This window comes from Pseudomonas sp. 37 R 15 (genome assembly GCF_900004865.1).
GTDB classification, from domain to species: domain Bacteria; phylum Pseudomonadota; class Gammaproteobacteria; order Pseudomonadales; family Pseudomonadaceae; genus Aquipseudomonas; species Aquipseudomonas fluorescens_AM.
In genome coordinates, this window is the sequence record NZ_CVTV01000059.1 from 52,994 (window position 1) to 68,883 (window position 15,890).

14 protein-coding genes are annotated in these 15,890 nt (G+C 62.3%); 13 read left to right on the plus strand and 1 reads right to left on the minus strand.

Annotated elements, in window-relative coordinates; translation table 11 throughout:
• Positions 1 to 891: a LysR family transcriptional regulator gene (locus BFQ04_RS23885; protein WP_065952910.1), complete on the minus strand. Its 891-nt coding sequence runs from the start codon at positions 889 to 891 to the stop codon at positions 1 to 3.
• Positions 892 to 1,030: 139 nt separating this feature from the next.
• On the opposite strand from BFQ04_RS23885, the gene leuC reads away from it, so the two are divergent.
• The 13 genes from leuC (at position 1,031) to BFQ04_RS23950 (ending at position 15,859) form a co-directional block, all read left to right on the plus strand.
• Positions 1,031 to 2,449 (plus strand): 3-isopropylmalate dehydratase large subunit, encoded by a 1,419-nt coding sequence (leuC, locus tag BFQ04_RS23890; protein WP_065952911.1) that lies wholly within the window; start codon positions 1,031 to 1,033, stop codon positions 2,447 to 2,449.
• A 10-nt stretch (positions 2,450 to 2,459) separates the two neighbouring features.
• On the plus strand, positions 2,460 to 3,101 hold the full coding sequence (gene leuD / locus BFQ04_RS23895; RefSeq protein ID WP_065952912.1) for a 3-isopropylmalate dehydratase small subunit: 642 nt from the start codon (positions 2,460 to 2,462) through the stop codon (positions 3,099 to 3,101).
• A gap of 130 nt (positions 3,102 to 3,231) precedes the next feature.
• Positions 3,232 to 3,996, plus strand: a complete 765-nt coding sequence (locus BFQ04_RS23900; RefSeq protein WP_065952913.1) for a class I SAM-dependent methyltransferase — start codon at positions 3,232 to 3,234, stop codon at positions 3,994 to 3,996.
• A gap of 53 nt (positions 3,997 to 4,049) precedes the next feature.
• Complete coding sequence (gene leuB / locus BFQ04_RS23905) at positions 4,050 to 5,132, plus strand: 3-isopropylmalate dehydrogenase (RefSeq protein ID WP_065952914.1); 1,083 nt, start codon at positions 4,050 to 4,052, stop codon at positions 5,130 to 5,132.
• Positions 5,133 to 5,196: 64 nt separating this feature from the next.
• Positions 5,197 to 6,309: an aspartate-semialdehyde dehydrogenase gene (gene asd, locus BFQ04_RS23910; RefSeq protein WP_057721535.1), complete on the plus strand. Its 1,113-nt coding sequence runs from the start codon at positions 5,197 to 5,199 to the stop codon at positions 6,307 to 6,309.
• A gap of 236 nt (positions 6,310 to 6,545) precedes the next feature.
• The gene (locus BFQ04_RS23915; protein WP_065952915.1) at positions 6,546 to 7,556 is read left to right on the plus strand and encodes an aspartate-semialdehyde dehydrogenase; all 1,011 of its coding nucleotides are present in this window, start codon (positions 6,546 to 6,548) and stop codon (positions 7,554 to 7,556) included.
• Between the two features lie 161 nt (positions 7,557 to 7,717).
• Positions 7,718 to 10,252, plus strand: coding sequence for a FimV/HubP family polar landmark protein (locus BFQ04_RS23920; RefSeq protein WP_065952916.1), 2,535 nt, complete (start codon positions 7,718 to 7,720; stop codon positions 10,250 to 10,252).
• 170 nt (positions 10,253 to 10,422) lie between these two features.
• The gene (gene truA, locus BFQ04_RS23925) at positions 10,423 to 11,247 is read left to right on the plus strand and encodes a tRNA pseudouridine(38-40) synthase TruA (protein WP_065952917.1); all 825 of its coding nucleotides are present in this window, start codon (positions 10,423 to 10,425) and stop codon (positions 11,245 to 11,247) included.
• A gap of 64 nt (positions 11,248 to 11,311) precedes the next feature.
• Positions 11,312 to 11,944, plus strand: coding sequence for a phosphoribosylanthranilate isomerase (locus tag BFQ04_RS23930; protein ID WP_065952918.1), 633 nt, complete (start codon positions 11,312 to 11,314; stop codon positions 11,942 to 11,944).
• 245 nt (positions 11,945 to 12,189) lie between these two features.
• Positions 12,190 to 13,110 (plus strand): acetyl-CoA carboxylase, carboxyltransferase subunit beta, encoded by a 921-nt coding sequence (gene accD, locus BFQ04_RS23935; protein ID WP_005789754.1) that lies wholly within the window; start codon positions 12,190 to 12,192, stop codon positions 13,108 to 13,110.
• A complete protein-coding gene (gene folC, locus BFQ04_RS23940; RefSeq protein ID WP_065952919.1) occupies positions 13,107 to 14,414 on the plus strand; it encodes a bifunctional tetrahydrofolate synthase/dihydrofolate synthase in 1,308 nt (435 codons plus the stop codon). Before accD ends, folC begins: the two co-directional genes overlap by 4 nt.
• Positions 14,398 to 15,060, plus strand: coding sequence for an SPOR domain-containing protein (locus BFQ04_RS23945; RefSeq protein ID WP_065952920.1), 663 nt, complete (start codon positions 14,398 to 14,400; stop codon positions 15,058 to 15,060). The genes folC and BFQ04_RS23945 overlap by 17 nt, the downstream gene beginning before the upstream one ends.
• 241 nt (positions 15,061 to 15,301) lie before the next feature.
• A complete protein-coding gene (locus tag BFQ04_RS23950; RefSeq protein WP_065952921.1) occupies positions 15,302 to 15,859 on the plus strand; it encodes a CvpA family protein in 558 nt (185 codons plus the stop codon).
• The last annotated feature ends 31 nt before the right edge of the window (positions 15,860 to 15,890 follow it).

The following is a 15,890-nucleotide window of genomic DNA, read 5'->3' on the forward strand; positions in this document are numbered from 1 at the left end:
TCATGCCGGTATCCCTGGCGGATCGACCTGTGCATCCAGAAGGCTCATGAAAGCCCGCGCAGCGTTCGACAGCGTCCTTTCGGTGTGCACGATATAGCCTAGCTGGCGACGCAGCTGTATGCCCGGCAACGCGATACTTGCCACCTGATCATCCAGCATGGTGCGTGGCAACACGCTCCAGGCCAGGCCGATGGACACCATCATTTTGATGGTTTCCAGGTAGTTGGTGCTCATCGCGATGTTCGGCGTCAGGCCCTGGGCCTCGAACAGGCGGCTGACAATATGGTGGGTAAAGGTGTTGCCGCCGGGAAACACCGCAGGGTGCCCGGCGATATCGGCCAGGCTGACCGAGCCGTTGCTGATCAGGCTGTGTTCGGGGGCCACCACGAAATCCAGCGGGTCGTCCCACACGGACGTCGCGCGCACCAGGTTGTGCGGCTCGGGCGCCAGGGTGATGACCGCCACTTCGGCGCGTCCGTGGAGGATTTCTTCGTAGGCCACTTCCGAATCGAGGAATTGAATATCCAGCGCCACGCTCGGGTATTGCCGAGTGAAGGTGCGCAAAACCGGCGGCAGGCGATGCAGGCCTATATGGTGACTGGTAGCCAGCGTGAGGCGCCCGCTGACTTCTCCGGTCAGGTTGGTCAAGGCGCGACGGGTGTCGTCCAGCACATTCAGAATCTGATAAGCACGCGGCAGCAAGGCCCGCCCGGCTTCGGTCAGGCCCACTTCACGGCCCAGGCGATCGAACAGGCGCACCTTCAATTGTTGCTCCAGGCCGGCAATGCGTTTGCTGATGGCGGGTTGAGTCAGGTGCAGGCGTTCACCGGCGCCGGAGAAGCTGCCGGTTTCGGCGATGGCGATAAAGGCGTTGAGGTTGGCCAGGTCCATGGTGCTATTCCAGTTGGTAATCCAAAGCATAAAAAATATGAATTTGAGTTATTTAATGTAGCGCCATACCATCAGCCTCACAAGCCAAAGGGTTATTGAAAGCCCGGCGCATAGAAACACCGCTGATGAGGACCGACTGATGGCCGGCAAAACGCTTTACGATAAGCTTTGGGATTCCCATGAAGTGAAACGGCGCGATGATGGGTCGTCGCTGATCTACATCGACCGTCACATCATCCATGAAGTGACCTCGCCCCAAGCGTTCGAAGGCCTGCGGCTGGCCGGGCGCAAGCCTTGGCGCGTCGACTCCATCATCGCCACCCCGGACCACAACGTGCCAACCACCCCGGAGCGCAAAGGCGGCATCGAAGCCATTGCCGACCAGGTGTCGCGTTTGCAGGTGCAGACGCTTGACGACTACTGCGATGAATATGGCATCACCGAATTCAAGATGAATGACGTGCGTCAAGGCATCGTCCACGTGATCGGCCCGGAGCAGGGCGCGACCCTGCCGGGCATGACCGTGGTCTGCGGTGACTCCCACACCTCCACCCACGGTGCGTTCGGTGCCCTGGCCCATGGCATCGGCACCTCCGAGGTGGAGCATGTGTTCGCCACCCAGTGCCTGGTCGCCAAGAAGATGAAAAACATGCTGGTTCGCGTCGAAGGCACCTTGCCGTTTGGCGTGACCGCCAAGGACATCGTGCTCGCGGTGATCGGCAAGATCGGCACCGCCGGCGGCAACGGCCATGCCATCGAATTCGCCGGCAGCGCCATTCGCGACCTGTCCATCGAAGGCCGCATGACCATCTGCAACATGTCCATCGAAGCCGGTGCCCGCGTCGGCATGGTGGCGGCGGACGAAAAGACCGTCGAGTACGTCAAGGGCCGTCCATTCGCTCCGCAGGGCGCTGATTGGGATGCCGCCGTCGAAGCCTGGAAAGACCTGGTGTCCGACGCCGACGCGGTGTTCGACACCGTGATCGAACTCGACGCTGCCCAGATCAAGCCGCAAGTCAGCTGGGGCACGTCGCCGGAAATGGTGTTGGCCGTCGACCAGAAGGTGCCGGACCCGGCCCAGGAAGCCGACCTGGTCAAGCGCGGTTCCATTGAGCGCGCCCTGAAGTACATGGGCTTGAAAGCCAATCAGGCGATCACCGACATCCAGTTGGATCGCGTGTTCATCGGTTCCTGCACCAACTCGCGGATCGAAGACCTGCGCGCCGCAGCAGTGATCGCCAAGGGCCGCAAGGTTGCGTCGACCATTAAACAAGCCATCGTCGTGCCGGGTTCGGGCCTGGTCAAGGCGCAAGCCGAAGCGGAAGGCCTGGACAAGATCTTCCTCGAAGCCGGTTTCGAATGGCGTGAGCCGGGCTGTTCCATGTGCCTGGCGATGAACCCTGACCGCCTGGAGTCGGGCGAGCATTGCGCATCGACCTCCAACCGTAACTTCGAAGGTCGCCAGGGCGCCGGTGGGCGTACCCACCTGGTCAGCCCGGCCATGGCCGCCGCCGCCGCCGTCAACGGTCGTTTCATCGACGTTCGCGAATTGATCTGAGGAATACCCGATGCGTGCTTTTACACAACACACAGGTTTAGTCGCGCCGTTGGACCGTGCCAACGTGGACACCGACCAGATCATCCCCAAGCAGTTCCTGAAGTCGATCAAGCGCACCGGTTTCGGCCCCAACCTGTTCGACGAATGGCGCTACCTGGACGTGGGCTATGCCTACCAGGACAACTCCAAGCGCCCGCTGAACAAGGACTTCGTGCTCAACGCCGAGCGTTACCAGGGCGCCAGTGTGCTGCTGGCCCGGGAAAACTTCGGTTGCGGCTCCAGCCGTGAACACGCGCCGTGGGCCCTGGAAGAATATGGCTTTCGCAGCATTATCGCGCCGAGCTATGCGGACATCTTCTTCAACAACAGCTTCAAGAATGGCTTGTTGCCGATCATCCTGAGCGACGCCGAAGTGGATGAGCTGTTCCAGCAAGTGGAGGCCAATGTGGGCTACCAGTTGACGGTGGACCTGGCCGCACAGACCGTGACCCGTCCGGATGGCAAGGTGTACCACTTCGAAGTGGACGCCTTTCGCAAGCACTGCTTGATCAATGGCCTGGACGATATCGGCCTGACCTTGCAGGACGGCGATGCGATTGCGGCGTTTGAGCGCAAGCACCGGGCGAGCCAGCCGTGGTTGTTTCGCGATTGAGGTAGGCAGGACCGCCGCTATCGGGGGCAAGCCCCCTCCCACATTTGAATGTATTCACAGATCAAAAGGTGGGGGGGGCTTGCCCCCGATGAGGCCGGTGTTAACAACACAAAATCCAGGGAAAGCCCCCATGACCACCACCGCCCACACCCAAGTCGTGCAAAAACAATTCGGCGAACAAGCCGCCGCCTACCTGAGCAGCGCCGTTCACGCGCAGGGCACCGAATTCGCGCTGCTCCAGGCCGAACTGGCCGGGCAGGGCAGTGCACGACTGCTGGACCTGGGTTGCGGTGCCGGTCATGTCAGTTTCCATGTCGCGCCGTTGGTGAAAGAGGTGGTGGCCTACGACCTGTCCCAGCCAATGCTCGACGTGGTGGCCGCCGCTGCGCAAGATCGCGGTTTCACCAATATCAGCACCGTGAACGGCGCCGCTGAACGCCTGCCGTTCGCCGATGGCGAGTTCGACTTCGTGTTCAGTCGTTATTCGGCCCACCACTGGAGCGACCTCGGCCTGGCCCTGCGCGAAGTGCGGCGAGTGCTCAAGCCGGGCGGCGTGGCGGCCTTCGTGGACGTGTTGTCACCGGGCAGCCCGTTGCTGGACACTTACCTGCAAACCGTCGAAGTGCTGCGCGACACCAGCCATGTGCGTGATTACTCCGCCGCCGAGTGGATGCGCCAGCTCAGCGAGGCCGGCTTGCATGTGCGCAACAGCAGCCGCCAGCGCCTGCGCCTGGAATACACGTCGTGGGTCGAACGCATGCGTACCCCGCAGGCTTTGCGCGCAGCCATCCTGCAGCTGCAACAGGCAATGGGCCAGGAAGTGCGCGATTATTACGAGATTCAAGCCGACGGCACCTTCAGCACTGACGTGCTGGTGGTGTGGGCCGAGCGCTGATTGATTTTTCCCGACCTGCCCACGAGCAGGTCGCTCGATGAAATGAGGAACCCATGAGCAAGCAGATTCTGATTCTCCCTGGCGACGGTATTGGTCCGGAAATCATGGCCGAGGCGGTCAAGGTGCTGGAATTGGCCAACGCCAAGTACAGCCTGGGCTTCGCGCTGAGCCACGACGTGATCGGCGGCGCAGCCATCGACAAGCACGGCGTGCCCCTGGCCGACGAGACCCTGGACCGTGCCCGCGCGGCCGACGCTGTGCTGCTGGGCGCCGTGGGCGGCCCGAAGTGGGACAAGATCGAGCGGGATATCCGTCCTGAGCGCGGCCTGCTGAAAATCCGTGCGCAACTGGGCCTGTTCGGCAACCTGCGCCCGGCCATCCTCTATCCGCAACTGGCCGACGCCTCGAGCCTCAAGCCGGAAGTGGTGGCGGGCCTGGATATCCTGATCGTGCGTGAGCTGACCGGCGGTATCTATTTCGGCTCGCCACGCGGCGTGCGCGAGTTGGAGAATGGCGAGCGTCAGGCCTACGACACCCTGCCGTACAGCGAGAGCGAAATCCGCCGCATCGCCCGTGTCGGTTTCGACATGGCCCGTGTACGTGGCAAGAAGGTCTGCTCGGTCGATAAGGCCAACGTACTGGCTTCCAGCCAACTGTGGCGTGAGATCGTCGAAGAGGTCGCCAAGGATTACCCGGACGTCGAGCTGAGCCACATGTACGTCGACAACGCCGCCATGCAACTGGTGCGTGCGCCCAAGCAGTTCGACGTGATCGTCACCGACAACCTGTTCGGCGATATCCTGTCCGACCAGGCGTCGATGCTCACCGGCTCCATCGGCATGCTGCCGTCGGCCTCCCTGGACACAAACAACAAAGGTATGTACGAGCCGTGCCACGGTTCTGCACCGGACATCGCAGGCCAGGGCATTGCCAACCCGTTGGCGACGATTCTGTCGGTGTCGATGATGCTGCGTTACAGCTTCAACCTGAGCGATGCGGCCGATGCGATCGAGAAGGCCGTAAGCCTGGTGCTGGACCAGGGCTTGCGCACCGGCGACATCTGGTCGCAGGGCTGCACCAAAGTCGGGACGCAAGAAATGGGCGATGCTGTAGTCGCCGCGCTGCGGAATCTGTAATCTCTCGGGCCCGCTTGCAGTTGTTGCTGCAAGGCGGCCCACTTTTTAACAAGGTGTAGTTGCGATGAAACGTGTAGGTCTGATCGGTTGGCGCGGCATGGTCGGTTCCGTGCTCATGCAGCGGATGCTGGAAGAGCAGGATTTCGATCTTATCGAGCCGGTGTTTTTCACCACTTCGAACGTAGGTGGCCAAGGGCCGTCCGTGGGCAAGGATATTGCGCCGCTCAAGGATGCCTACAGCATTGAAGAGCTCAAGACCCTCGATGTGATTCTGACCTGCCAGGGTGGCGACTACACCAGCGAAGTCTTCCCCAAGCTGCGCGAAGCCGGCTGGCAGGGCTACTGGATCGACGCCGCGTCGAGCCTGCGCATGCAGGACGATGCGGTGATCATCCTCGACCCGGTCAACCGCAAGGTCATCGACCAGCAGCTGGACGCCGGCACCCGCAATTATGTGGGCGGCAACTGCACCGTCAGTCTGATGCTGATGGGCCTGGGTGGCTTGTTCGAGGCCGGTCTGGTCGAGTGGATGAGCGCTATGACCTATCAGGCGGCCTCCGGTGCCGGCGCGCAGAACATGCGTGAACTGATCAAACAGATGGGCGCGACCCACGCTGCGGTTGCCGATCAACTGGCCGACCCGGCCAGCGCGATCCTGGATATTGACCGCCGCGTGGCCGACGCCATGCGCAGCGAAGCTTATCCGACCGAAAACTTCGGCGTGCCATTGGCCGGTAGCCTGATCCCGTGGATCGACAAGGAACTGCCGAACGGCCAGAGCCGCGAAGAGTGGAAGGCCCAGGCCGAGACCAACAAGATCCTCGGTCGCTTCAAGAATCCGATCCCGGTGGATGGCATCTGCGTGCGCATCGGCGCCATGCGCTGCCACAGCCAGGCGCTGACCATCAAGCTGAACAAAGACGTGCCGATCGCCGATATCGAAGGGTTGATCAGCCAGCACAACCCCTGGGTCAAGCTGGTGCCGAACAACCGCGATATCAGCATGCAGGAGCTGAGCCCGACCAAGGTCACCGGCACCCTGAATGTACCTGTGGGCCGTCTGCGCAAGCTGAACATGGGCAGCCAGTTCCTCGGCGCGTTTACCGTTGGCGACCAGTTGCTGTGGGGCGCGGCCGAGCCGTTGCGTCGCATGCTGCGGATTTTGCTCGAGCGTTGATCGCTGCTTGTACCGGGAAACCCGCGCTCTGGTGACAGGCGCGGGTTTTTTGTTGCCTGCCAGGGCCTTATCGGGGGCAAGCCCCCTCCCACATTTGAATGCGTTCACACATCACCCTGTGGGAGGGGGCTTGCCCCCGATGAGGCCATCAGCCACTCCACAAGCCCCAGGCCAATTGCCTCACCCCCTGTCACCCGGTAAAGTGCCGCTCCCCCGCAATGCCCGAGGCAAGCCCCATGACCCAGACCTTTGAAATCGCCGTGATCGGCGCCACCGGCACCGTTGGCGAAACCCTGGTACAGATTCTCGAAGAGCTGGACTTCCCGGTAGGCACCCTTTATTTGCTGGCGGGCAACAATTCCGCCGGTGCCTCGGTACCGTTCCGGGGCAAGAATCTGCGGGTAAAGGAAGTCGACGAATTCGATTTCAGCAAGGCGCAACTGGCTTTCTTCGCGGCCGGCCCGGCGGTGACCTTGAGCTTCGCTCCACGCGCCATTGCCGCCGGTTGTTCGGTGATCGACTTGTCTGGCGCGTTGCCTGCCGAGCAGGCGCCGCACGTGGTGCCGCAAGCCAATGCCCACGTGCTCAAAGACTTGAAGAAGCCGTTTCAAATCGCCAGCCCGAGCCCGTCCGCCACTTACCTGGCGGTGGTGCTGGCGCCGTTGCGTGGCCTGCTGGATATCCAGCGCGTGAGCGTCACCGCCAACCTGGCCGTGTCTGCCCTGGGCCGCGAGGCCGTGAGTGAGTTGGCCCGCCAGACCGCCGAGCTGTTGAATGTGCGTCCGCTGGAGCCGACCTTCTTTGATCGGCAAGTGGCCTTCAACCTGCTGGCACAAGTCGGCACGCCAGACGCCCAGGGTCACACGGCGCTGGAGAAACGTCTCGTACATGAATTGCGCGCCGTACTGGAAACACCTTTACTGAAAATTTCCGCCACGTGCATTCAAGCCCCGGTGTTTTTCGGCGATAGCCTGACTGTGTCGCTGCAGTTGGGCGCGCCGGCCGATCTGGCTGCGGTGAGCGGCGCGCTTGAGGCGGCGCCGGGTATCGAGCTGGTCGAGGCGGGCGACTACCCAACGGCAGTCGGCGATGCAGTGGGTCAGGACGTTGTTTATGTAGGACGAGTGCGCGCGGGCGTCGACGACCCGGCGGAACTAAATCTGTGGCTGACGTCAGATAACGTACGCAAAGGGGCTGCGCTTAACGCCGTGCAGCTGGCGCAGTTGTTGATAAAAGGCCTTGCGTAAAAGATACTTGGCGTCAATTTGTAGATTGATTCTCACCAAGCGCTATGCTTGGCCCAAAGCGGAACACAAGCGTGTCGGTGACCTATCGGCTCGCCATGCCTTATGGCAGCGGTTACCAACCTTCTCGCAAGCCGGGGAGTGTTCAGACAAAGGATGAGGCTATGGTTCAAGTTCGCAAACTGGTGTTAGCAATAGCGGCCGCCTCGGCGCTGTCCTCCGGTATGGCGCAGGCGCTGCAACTTGGGGAGATGACCCTCAAGTCGAAGTTGAACCAGCCGCTGTCGGTGGAAATCGAGTTGCTCGACGTCGGTGGCCTCACGGCGTCCGAGATCACCCCGAGCCTGGCGTCGTCCCAGGCGTTCGTCGATGCGGGTGTAGATCGCCAGGCCTTTCTCGACCAGCTCACTTTTACGCCGGTGGTCAATCCCAATGGCCGCAGCGTGGTGCGCGTCACCTCCGACAAACCGCTGCCCGATTCCTATGTGCGCTTTCTGTTGCAGGTGCAATGGCCTAATGGCCGCCTGATGCGTGATTACAGCGTGCTGCTCGATCCCGCCAAATTCGACCCGCCCACATCGGCTGCCAGCGCCCCGGCGCCGCGCTTGAGTGCGCCGGCCGGCACCGCGTCTGCCGTCAGCAAGCCTGCGCAACATACCACCACGGCTCGCGACACCTTGTGGGAAATTGCCGAGAAAAACCGCAATGGTGGCTCTGTGCAACAGACCATGCTGGCCATTCAGGCGCTCAACCCAAATGCCTTTGTCGATGGCAACATCAACCGCTTGAAAACCGGCCAGGTCCTGCGCCTGCCGGACACCGTGCAAAGCACCGCGCTGGCGCAACCCCAGGCGATCGCCGAAGTGACTGCGCAGAACGCCGCCTGGCGCCAGGGGCGCCGCACTGCCACCCAGCAAGTGGCAGGCAAGGCCCAGTTGGACGCCACCAAGCGCACCGAGACTGGCAGCGCGCCGTCGAGCACCAATGCCAAGGACAACCTGAGCCTGGTGTCGGCCGAAGCAGCCAAAAAAGGTGCAAACGGCAAGGCGGGCGACAGCCGTGCGTTGAGCGACAAGCTGGCGATGACTCAAGAGCAACTGGACACCACCCGTCGCGATAACGAAGAGCTCAAAAGCCGCGCGGCAGATTTGCAAAGCCAGTTGGACAAGCTGCAAAAGCTGATTCAACTGAAAAATGATCAACTGGCCCGGTTGCAGGCCGAGAAGGGCGATGCAGTGGCGCCCGTGACGGCAGCAGCAGCGCCCGAGGCGGCGGCGATGCCTGCGCCGTCGGCCGATGAGCCGGCGCCTGCCGAACAAGCCCCGGTTGCCGCACCTACTCCGGAACCTGCCAAGCCGGTTGCCGCGCCTGCAACCACCGAAGGCAAATTCAATGAGCTGTTGACCAACCCCATCGTGCTCGGTGTGCTCGGTGGTGCGGCCATCATTCTGGCGTTGCTGCTCCTGCTGCTGTGGGTGCGTCATCGCAACGCCCGTCTTGAAGAAGAGAAGCACCTGCGCATGGCGCGAGCGCTGGCTGAGGAGCCGGAGTTCACATCGAGCCTGGAGCGCGACCTGCCCTCCGACAGTTTCGAAGGCCTGGAAGTGCCGCCGCCGAATGTAGCGCCCGCGCCTGCGCGCGCTCCGGTGGTTGAGCCGGTCGTGCCGAGCGTCGCCTCGGTGCTTGCGCCGCTGGCGGTTGCGGTTGCCGCGCAGAACGCCAACGATGCGCTGGCCCAGGCCCAGTCCCATATCGACCGTGGCCACCTGAACCAGGCGGCCGATGTGCTCGAACAAGCGATCAAGCACGAGCCCAAGCGCAGCGATCTGCGTTTGAAGCTGATGGAAGTGTACGGCCTGCAAAATGACAAGGACGGTTTCGTCAATCAGGAGCGGCAGCTGGTGGCCAACGGTGAAAACCATGCCCAGGTCGAGCAGCTCAAACGCCGTTTCCCGGCCATGGCGGTATTGGCGGCAGGTGTAAGCGCGGCAGTGGCCGCTGCAGCCCTGGACGCCCAGTACGTCAAGGATTTGCTGGAAGACAAGCCGGCTGCGTCGCAGCCGGAGCCGTTGGACACCGATTTCGATCTGAGCCTGGACGAGTTGGAAGCGGCATCGCCGGCTGAGGTCGATGATCAGCAGACATTCGAGGCGCTTCTTCAGCAGCAGACGGCAGCCAATGCACGTGCCGATGAACTGGCGGACTTCGACCTTGATCTGCAACTGGATGCACCGGCGTCCGCGCAATCGGATGACGACTTCCTGTCCGGGCTCGAAGAGCAGATGAAGGACGTGCCTGCCGTCGAGCCGCCGACCCTGACCCCAGCAGCTCTGGACGACTTCGATTTGCCGGAAGATTTCGACCTCTCCCTGGCGGATGAGCCCGAATCGGCGCCCAAGCCGGATGCCTTCGCGTCGGAGCTGGATGACGTCAACGCCGAGTTGGACCGTCTGTCCCAGAGCCTGGAGCACCCCTCCATCGAACCCTCGTTCACGGCTGAAGATGCGGCGCTCGGTGACGATGAGCCTGAGTTCGACTTCCTGTCGGGTACCGATGAAGTCGCCACCAAGCTGGACCTGGCCCAGGCTTATATCGACATGGGGGATGCCGATGGCGCCAAGGACATCCTGTCCGAAGTACTGACCGAGGGCAACGAGACCCAGCGCGGCGAGGCCAAGGAAATGCTCGGCCGAATCTGAAGGCTGATAAACATCCATTGTGAGACAGGGCGTGCTTCCTCCCACAGTTGGCTTGGCGCCCCTCTCCAACAAAAGCGCCCGTCGCGCAGCCGTCGCCTTTATAATGGCTGCCTTCGCGCAACTCATCAGGCTCTCAGTTCTTGGCAAATATAGATAACGCGGCCGCCGAAATGGCGGCCGCAGGCTTTTACCGCATCGCGCTGGGCGTGGAATACAAAGGCTCGCGCTATCGCGGCTGGCAACGCCAGGCATCCGGCGTGCTGACGGTGCAGGAAACCCTGGAAAACGCTTTGTCGAAAGTCGCTGACTCGCCGGTGTCGCTGATGTGTGCCGGGCGGACCGACGCGGGCGTGCATGCCTGCGGTCAGGTGGTGCATTTCGACACCCAGGCCGAACGCTCGATGAAGGCCTGGGTAATGGGCGCCAATATCAACCTGCCCCATGACGTCAGCGTCACCTGGGCCAAGGTCATGCCGGCGCATTTTCATGCGCGCTTCAAGGCCATCGCCCGGCGCTACCGCTACGTGATCTATAACGATCAGATCCGCCCGGCGCACCTGAACCAGGAAATTACCTGGAACCACCGCCCGCTGGATGCCGAGCGCATGGCCGAGGCTGCGCAACACCTTGTGGGGGTGCATGATTTCAGCGCGTTCCGTGCCGGCCAATGCCAGGCCAAATCGCCGATCAAGGAAGTCCACCATCTGCGCGTGACCCGTCATGGCAAGATGATTGTGCTGGATATCCGTGCGGGCGCGTTCCTGCACCATATGGTGCGTAACATTGCGGGTGTGCTGATGACCATCGGTACCGGCGAGCGTCCGGTGCAATGGGCCAGCGAAGTGCTGGAAAGCCGCGTGCGCCGTACCGGTGGGGTGACGGCGCATCCGTTCGGCCTGTATCTGGTGGAGGTGGAGTACCGTGATGAGTTCGAGCTGCCGGAGCGTTTTATCGGGCCACACTTCCTCACCGGTTTCAGCGAACTTGACGGCTGACGCCCGGAAGAGCTTTTGTTACCATCCGGGACTTTCTCGGTTCAATCCCTGAGGTTTCTACGATATGTCAGCCGTTCGCAGCAAGATTTGCGGGATTACCCGCATCGAAGACGCGTTGGCGGCGGTCGAGGCGGGGGCGGATGCCATTGGTCTGGTGTTTTACGCCAGGAGCCCGCGAGCGGTGAATGTGTTGCAGGCGCGGGCCATCATCGCTGCGCTGCCACCGTTCGTGACCACTGTGGGCTTGTTCGTCAACGCCAGCCGGTGTGAACTCAATGAAACCCTGGATGCCGTGCCGCTGGACATGCTGCAGTTTCATGGCGACGAAACCCCGGACGAATGCGAGCGCTATCAGCGCCCCTACATCAAGGCGCTGCGCGTCAAGGCCGGCGACGATATCGCCGCCGCCTGTGCCGCCTATACGGGGGCGCGCGGGATTCTGCTGGACACCTATGTCGAAGGCGTTCCCGGCGGTACGGGCGAAGCGTTCGACTGGTCGCTGATCCCGGCGGGCTTGAGCAAGCCGGTGATTCTGGCCGGTGGGCTCACCCCTTCGAATGTCGGCGCGGCCATCGAGCAGGTCCGGCCGTATGCCGTGGATGTCAGCGGCGGGGTGGAGCAGGGCAAGGGCATCAAGGATCACGCCAGGATTCGCGCATTCGTGCAGGCCGTGCGCAACAGCAGCGGTGCGATGTGACGGCTGGCAGTCTGCCGCCGTCCATAACTACCACTGTGTAAAACAGCACCGGCGCCGCCTGCGGGAGGCCCGGAAACGAAGTGGCAACCCTGCGCTGGCAGGTTGTCTGGAAGGCTGAGGATACAGGCGGGAAATGGCTGGTCGAGCCTCTGACCCCGTCCCGCCGACATCATCGCCACATATGAATTTAGCTCAAGGGCATACGCGGGGCTGTGTTCAAGCCACCGGTACTGGAGAAAGAAAGCATGAGCAACTGGTTAGTAGACAAACTGATCCCTTCGATCATGCGTTCCGAGGTGAAGAAAAGCTCGGTTCCTGAAGGTCTGTGGCACAAGTGCCCGTCCTGCGACGCGGTGCTGTACCGCCCGGAACTGGAAAAGACCCTGGACGTTTGCCCCAAGTGCAACCACCACATGCGTATTGGCGCACGCGCGCGTATCGACATCTTCCTCGACGCCGACGGCCGCAACGAGCTGGGCGCTGACCTGGAGCCGGTCGACCGTCTCAAGTTCCGCGACAGCAAGAAGTACAAGGACCGTCTGGTCGGTGCGCAGAAGCAGACCGGCGAGAAAGACGCGTTGATCTCCGTCAGCGGCAAGCTGCTGGGCATGCCGGTAGTGGTGTCGGCGTTCGAGTTCTCCTTCATGGGCGGCTCGATGGGTGCCATCGTCGGCGAGCGTTTCGTGCGCGCTGCCAACTATGCCCTGGAAAACCGTTGCCCGATGATCTGCTTCGCCGCCTCCGGTGGCGCGCGTATGCAGGAAGCGCTGATTTCCCTGATGCAAATGGCCAAGACCTCGGCGGTATTGGCGCGTCTGCGCGAAGAAGGCATTCCGTTCATCTCGGTATTGACCGACCCGGTGTACGGCGGCGTTTCCGCCAGCCTGGCGATGCTGGGCGATGTGATCGTCGGCGAGCCGAAGGCCCTGATCGGCTTCGCCGGCCCGCGCGTCATCGAGCAGACCGTGCGTGAAAAACTGCCGGAAGGTTTCCAGCGCAGCGAGTTCCTGCTGGAACACGGCGCCATCGACCTGATTATCCCGCGCGGCGAGCTGCGGCCACGGCTGGGTAACCTGCTGGCGCAAATGATGGGCCTGCCAACGCCTGTCTACGTCGCACCTAAAGTCGAGCCGATCGTTGTGCCGCCGGTGCCGGCAAACCTATGACCGAACGTTCCCTGGGCGAATGGCTCGCCTACCTTGAGCAGTTGCATCCGTCCGCCATCGACATGGGCCTGGAGCGCTCGCAACAGGTAGCGGCCCGCCTGGGGTTGGGGCGTCCGGCACCGCGTGTGATCACCGTAACCGGCACCAATGGCAAAGGCTCGACCTGCGCCTTTGTCGCCGCGTTGCTGCAAGCTCAAGGGCTGAAAGTCGGCGTATACAGTTCGCCGCACCTGCTGCGCTATAACGAGCGGGTGCAGCTCAATGGCGTCGAAGCGAGCGACGCGCAACTCTGCGAAGCCTTCGCCGCCCTCGATGCAGGGCGTGGCGATATTTCCCTGACCTATTTCGAGATGGGCACCCTGGCGGCGTTGTGGCTGTTCGAGCGTGCGCAGCTCGATATCGTCGTGCTGGAAGTGGGCCTGGGCGGGCGTCTGGACACGGTCAACGTGGTGGATGCCGACGTGGCGCTGGTCACCAGTATCGGTGTCGACCATGTCGACTACCTGGGCGATACCCGCGAATCCGTGGCGTACGAAAAGGCCGGGATCTTTCGCCCGGGCAAGCCTGCGCTGTGCGGTGATCTTGACCCACCGCAACCCTTGCTGGACAAGGTGCGTGAGCTCGATTGCCCGTTTTACCTGCGCGGGCGTGATTTCAGTCTCGAGATCGGCGATCAGCATTGGCAATGGTCCGGGCGCGATGCGCGGGGTCAACAGGTAGTGTTGCGCGATTTGCCGCTGCTGAACCTGCCGATGGAAAATGCCGCGCTCGCGCTGCAAGCCTATCTGTTGCTGGATCTGCCGTGGAATCCCGGGCAAATTGCCGCAACCCTGCTGGCGACGCGGGTAGTGGGGCGCCTGGATCGGCGCGCCGTCGAGTGGCAAGGCAAGCGTCTTAACCTGCTGCTGGATGTGGGGCATAACCCCCACGCCGCTGAATACCTGGCGCAGCGGCTGATGCGCACGCCATTGTCCGGCCGTCGCCTGGCGGTGTTCGGCTTGCTGGCTGACAAGGATCTTGATGGCGTGATTGCGCCGTTGCTCGGCAGCGTAGGGGCCTGGGCCGTTGCACCGCTTGATACCCCGCGTAGCCGTGCGGCAGCTGAACTGCAAGTTGCCTTGCAGAACCTTGGTGCGCCGGTGGCGTCGTATGCAAGCGTCACTGCGGCCCTTGAGGCGCAATGTGCGGTGGCGACGGCCGACGACGAGATTCTGTTGTTCGGATCATTTTATTGTGTTGCCGAGGCGCTCGAATGGCTGGCCCGGCGCTCCACGGAGGAAGCTGCACATGGCATTACTCGATAGCGCATACAAGCAGCGGATGGTGGGAGCCCTGGTGTTGGTGGCATTGGCGGTGATTTTCCTGCCGATGCTGTTCTCCCGTCAGGACGAACAGCGCCAGGTGGTGGTTGAAGCGCCGGCTGCGCCACAGGCGCCGGTGGTGCCTCAGGTTCAGGTGGAACCGGTGGTGGTGCCTGAACCGCAAGCGCTGCCTGAGCAAGAGCCCGTGCCGACCGACGCCGAGGTCGCTGCACAGCAGGCGCCTTCCATGCCGGTGCAGCCGAGTGTTCCGGTGGTCAAGCCGGCTCCGGCAGCGCCTGTCGCAGCCGCCAAGCCTGCCGCGCCGACCCCTGCGCCCAAGCCGGTCGCGCCACAGCCGGCCGCGCCGGGCAAGCCGGATGTCGGTCAGAGTCGTATCGACCCGAATGGGTTGCCGATCAGTTGGTCGATTCAAGTGGCCAGCCTGGGCAACCGCGAAGGCGCCGACGCCTTGCAGAAAAAGCTGCGCGCCCAAGGCTACAACGCTTATATCCGCAGCGCCGATGGCAAGAACCGTGTGTTTATCGGCCCGCTGATCGAGCGCGCCGAAGCCGATCGCCTGCGCGATTTGCTCGATCGTCAGCAGAACCTCAAGGGGTTTGTGACCCGTTTCCAGCCTGAGCGCGGCTAGGCGGCACGATAAGGTCAAAATGTGGGAGGGGGCTTGCCCCCGATAGCGGTGGGTCAGTCAGTACCTCTGACACTGAACCACTGCCATCGGGGGCAAGCCCCCTCCCACATTGTTTTCAGCGGTCTTGAAATAGTGTTCGCACTGCCCAATCTATTGATTTGCAAAGCACCCGTAATCACCGCTTACCGATAGCCCGGCGCTCTGCTAAAATGCGCCGCCTTATCCGTACGTAGGCTGCACTGTGCCATTTACCTGGGTTGATTGGGCGATCGTTGCAATCGTCGCCATCTCCGCTTTGATCAGTCTGAGCCGCGGCTTCGTAAAAGAAGCACTGTCGTTGCTGACCTGGATCATCGCAGGAGTCGTAGCCTGGATGTTCGGTGGTTCACTGTCGGTCTACCTGGCCGGGTACATCGAGACACCCTCGGCCCGCGTCATCGCGGGCTGCGCCATTATGTTCATCGCCACGCTGCTGGTGGGGGCAATGGTCAATTATCTGATTGGCGAGTTGATACGTGTCACCGGCCTTTCCGGGACCGATCGATTTCTCGGCATGGCCTTCGGCGCCGCGCGGGGCGCGTTGCTGGTGGTCGTGGCGGTCGGGCTGTTGAGCCTGGGGCCGGTACAGCAGGATGCGTGGTGGCAGGAGTCGGTACTCGTGCCAAAATTTCTATTGGTTGCAGATTGGTCCAAGAACCTCATATTGGGGTGGAGCAGTCAGTGGCTGGCCAGCGGAATCAGCGTACCCGCTGATCTTCCGTTCAAGGAACACCTCTTGCCGGCCAACACGCCTCAGTAAGTGGTGTTCAGTCAAGATTCATTAAGTAGGG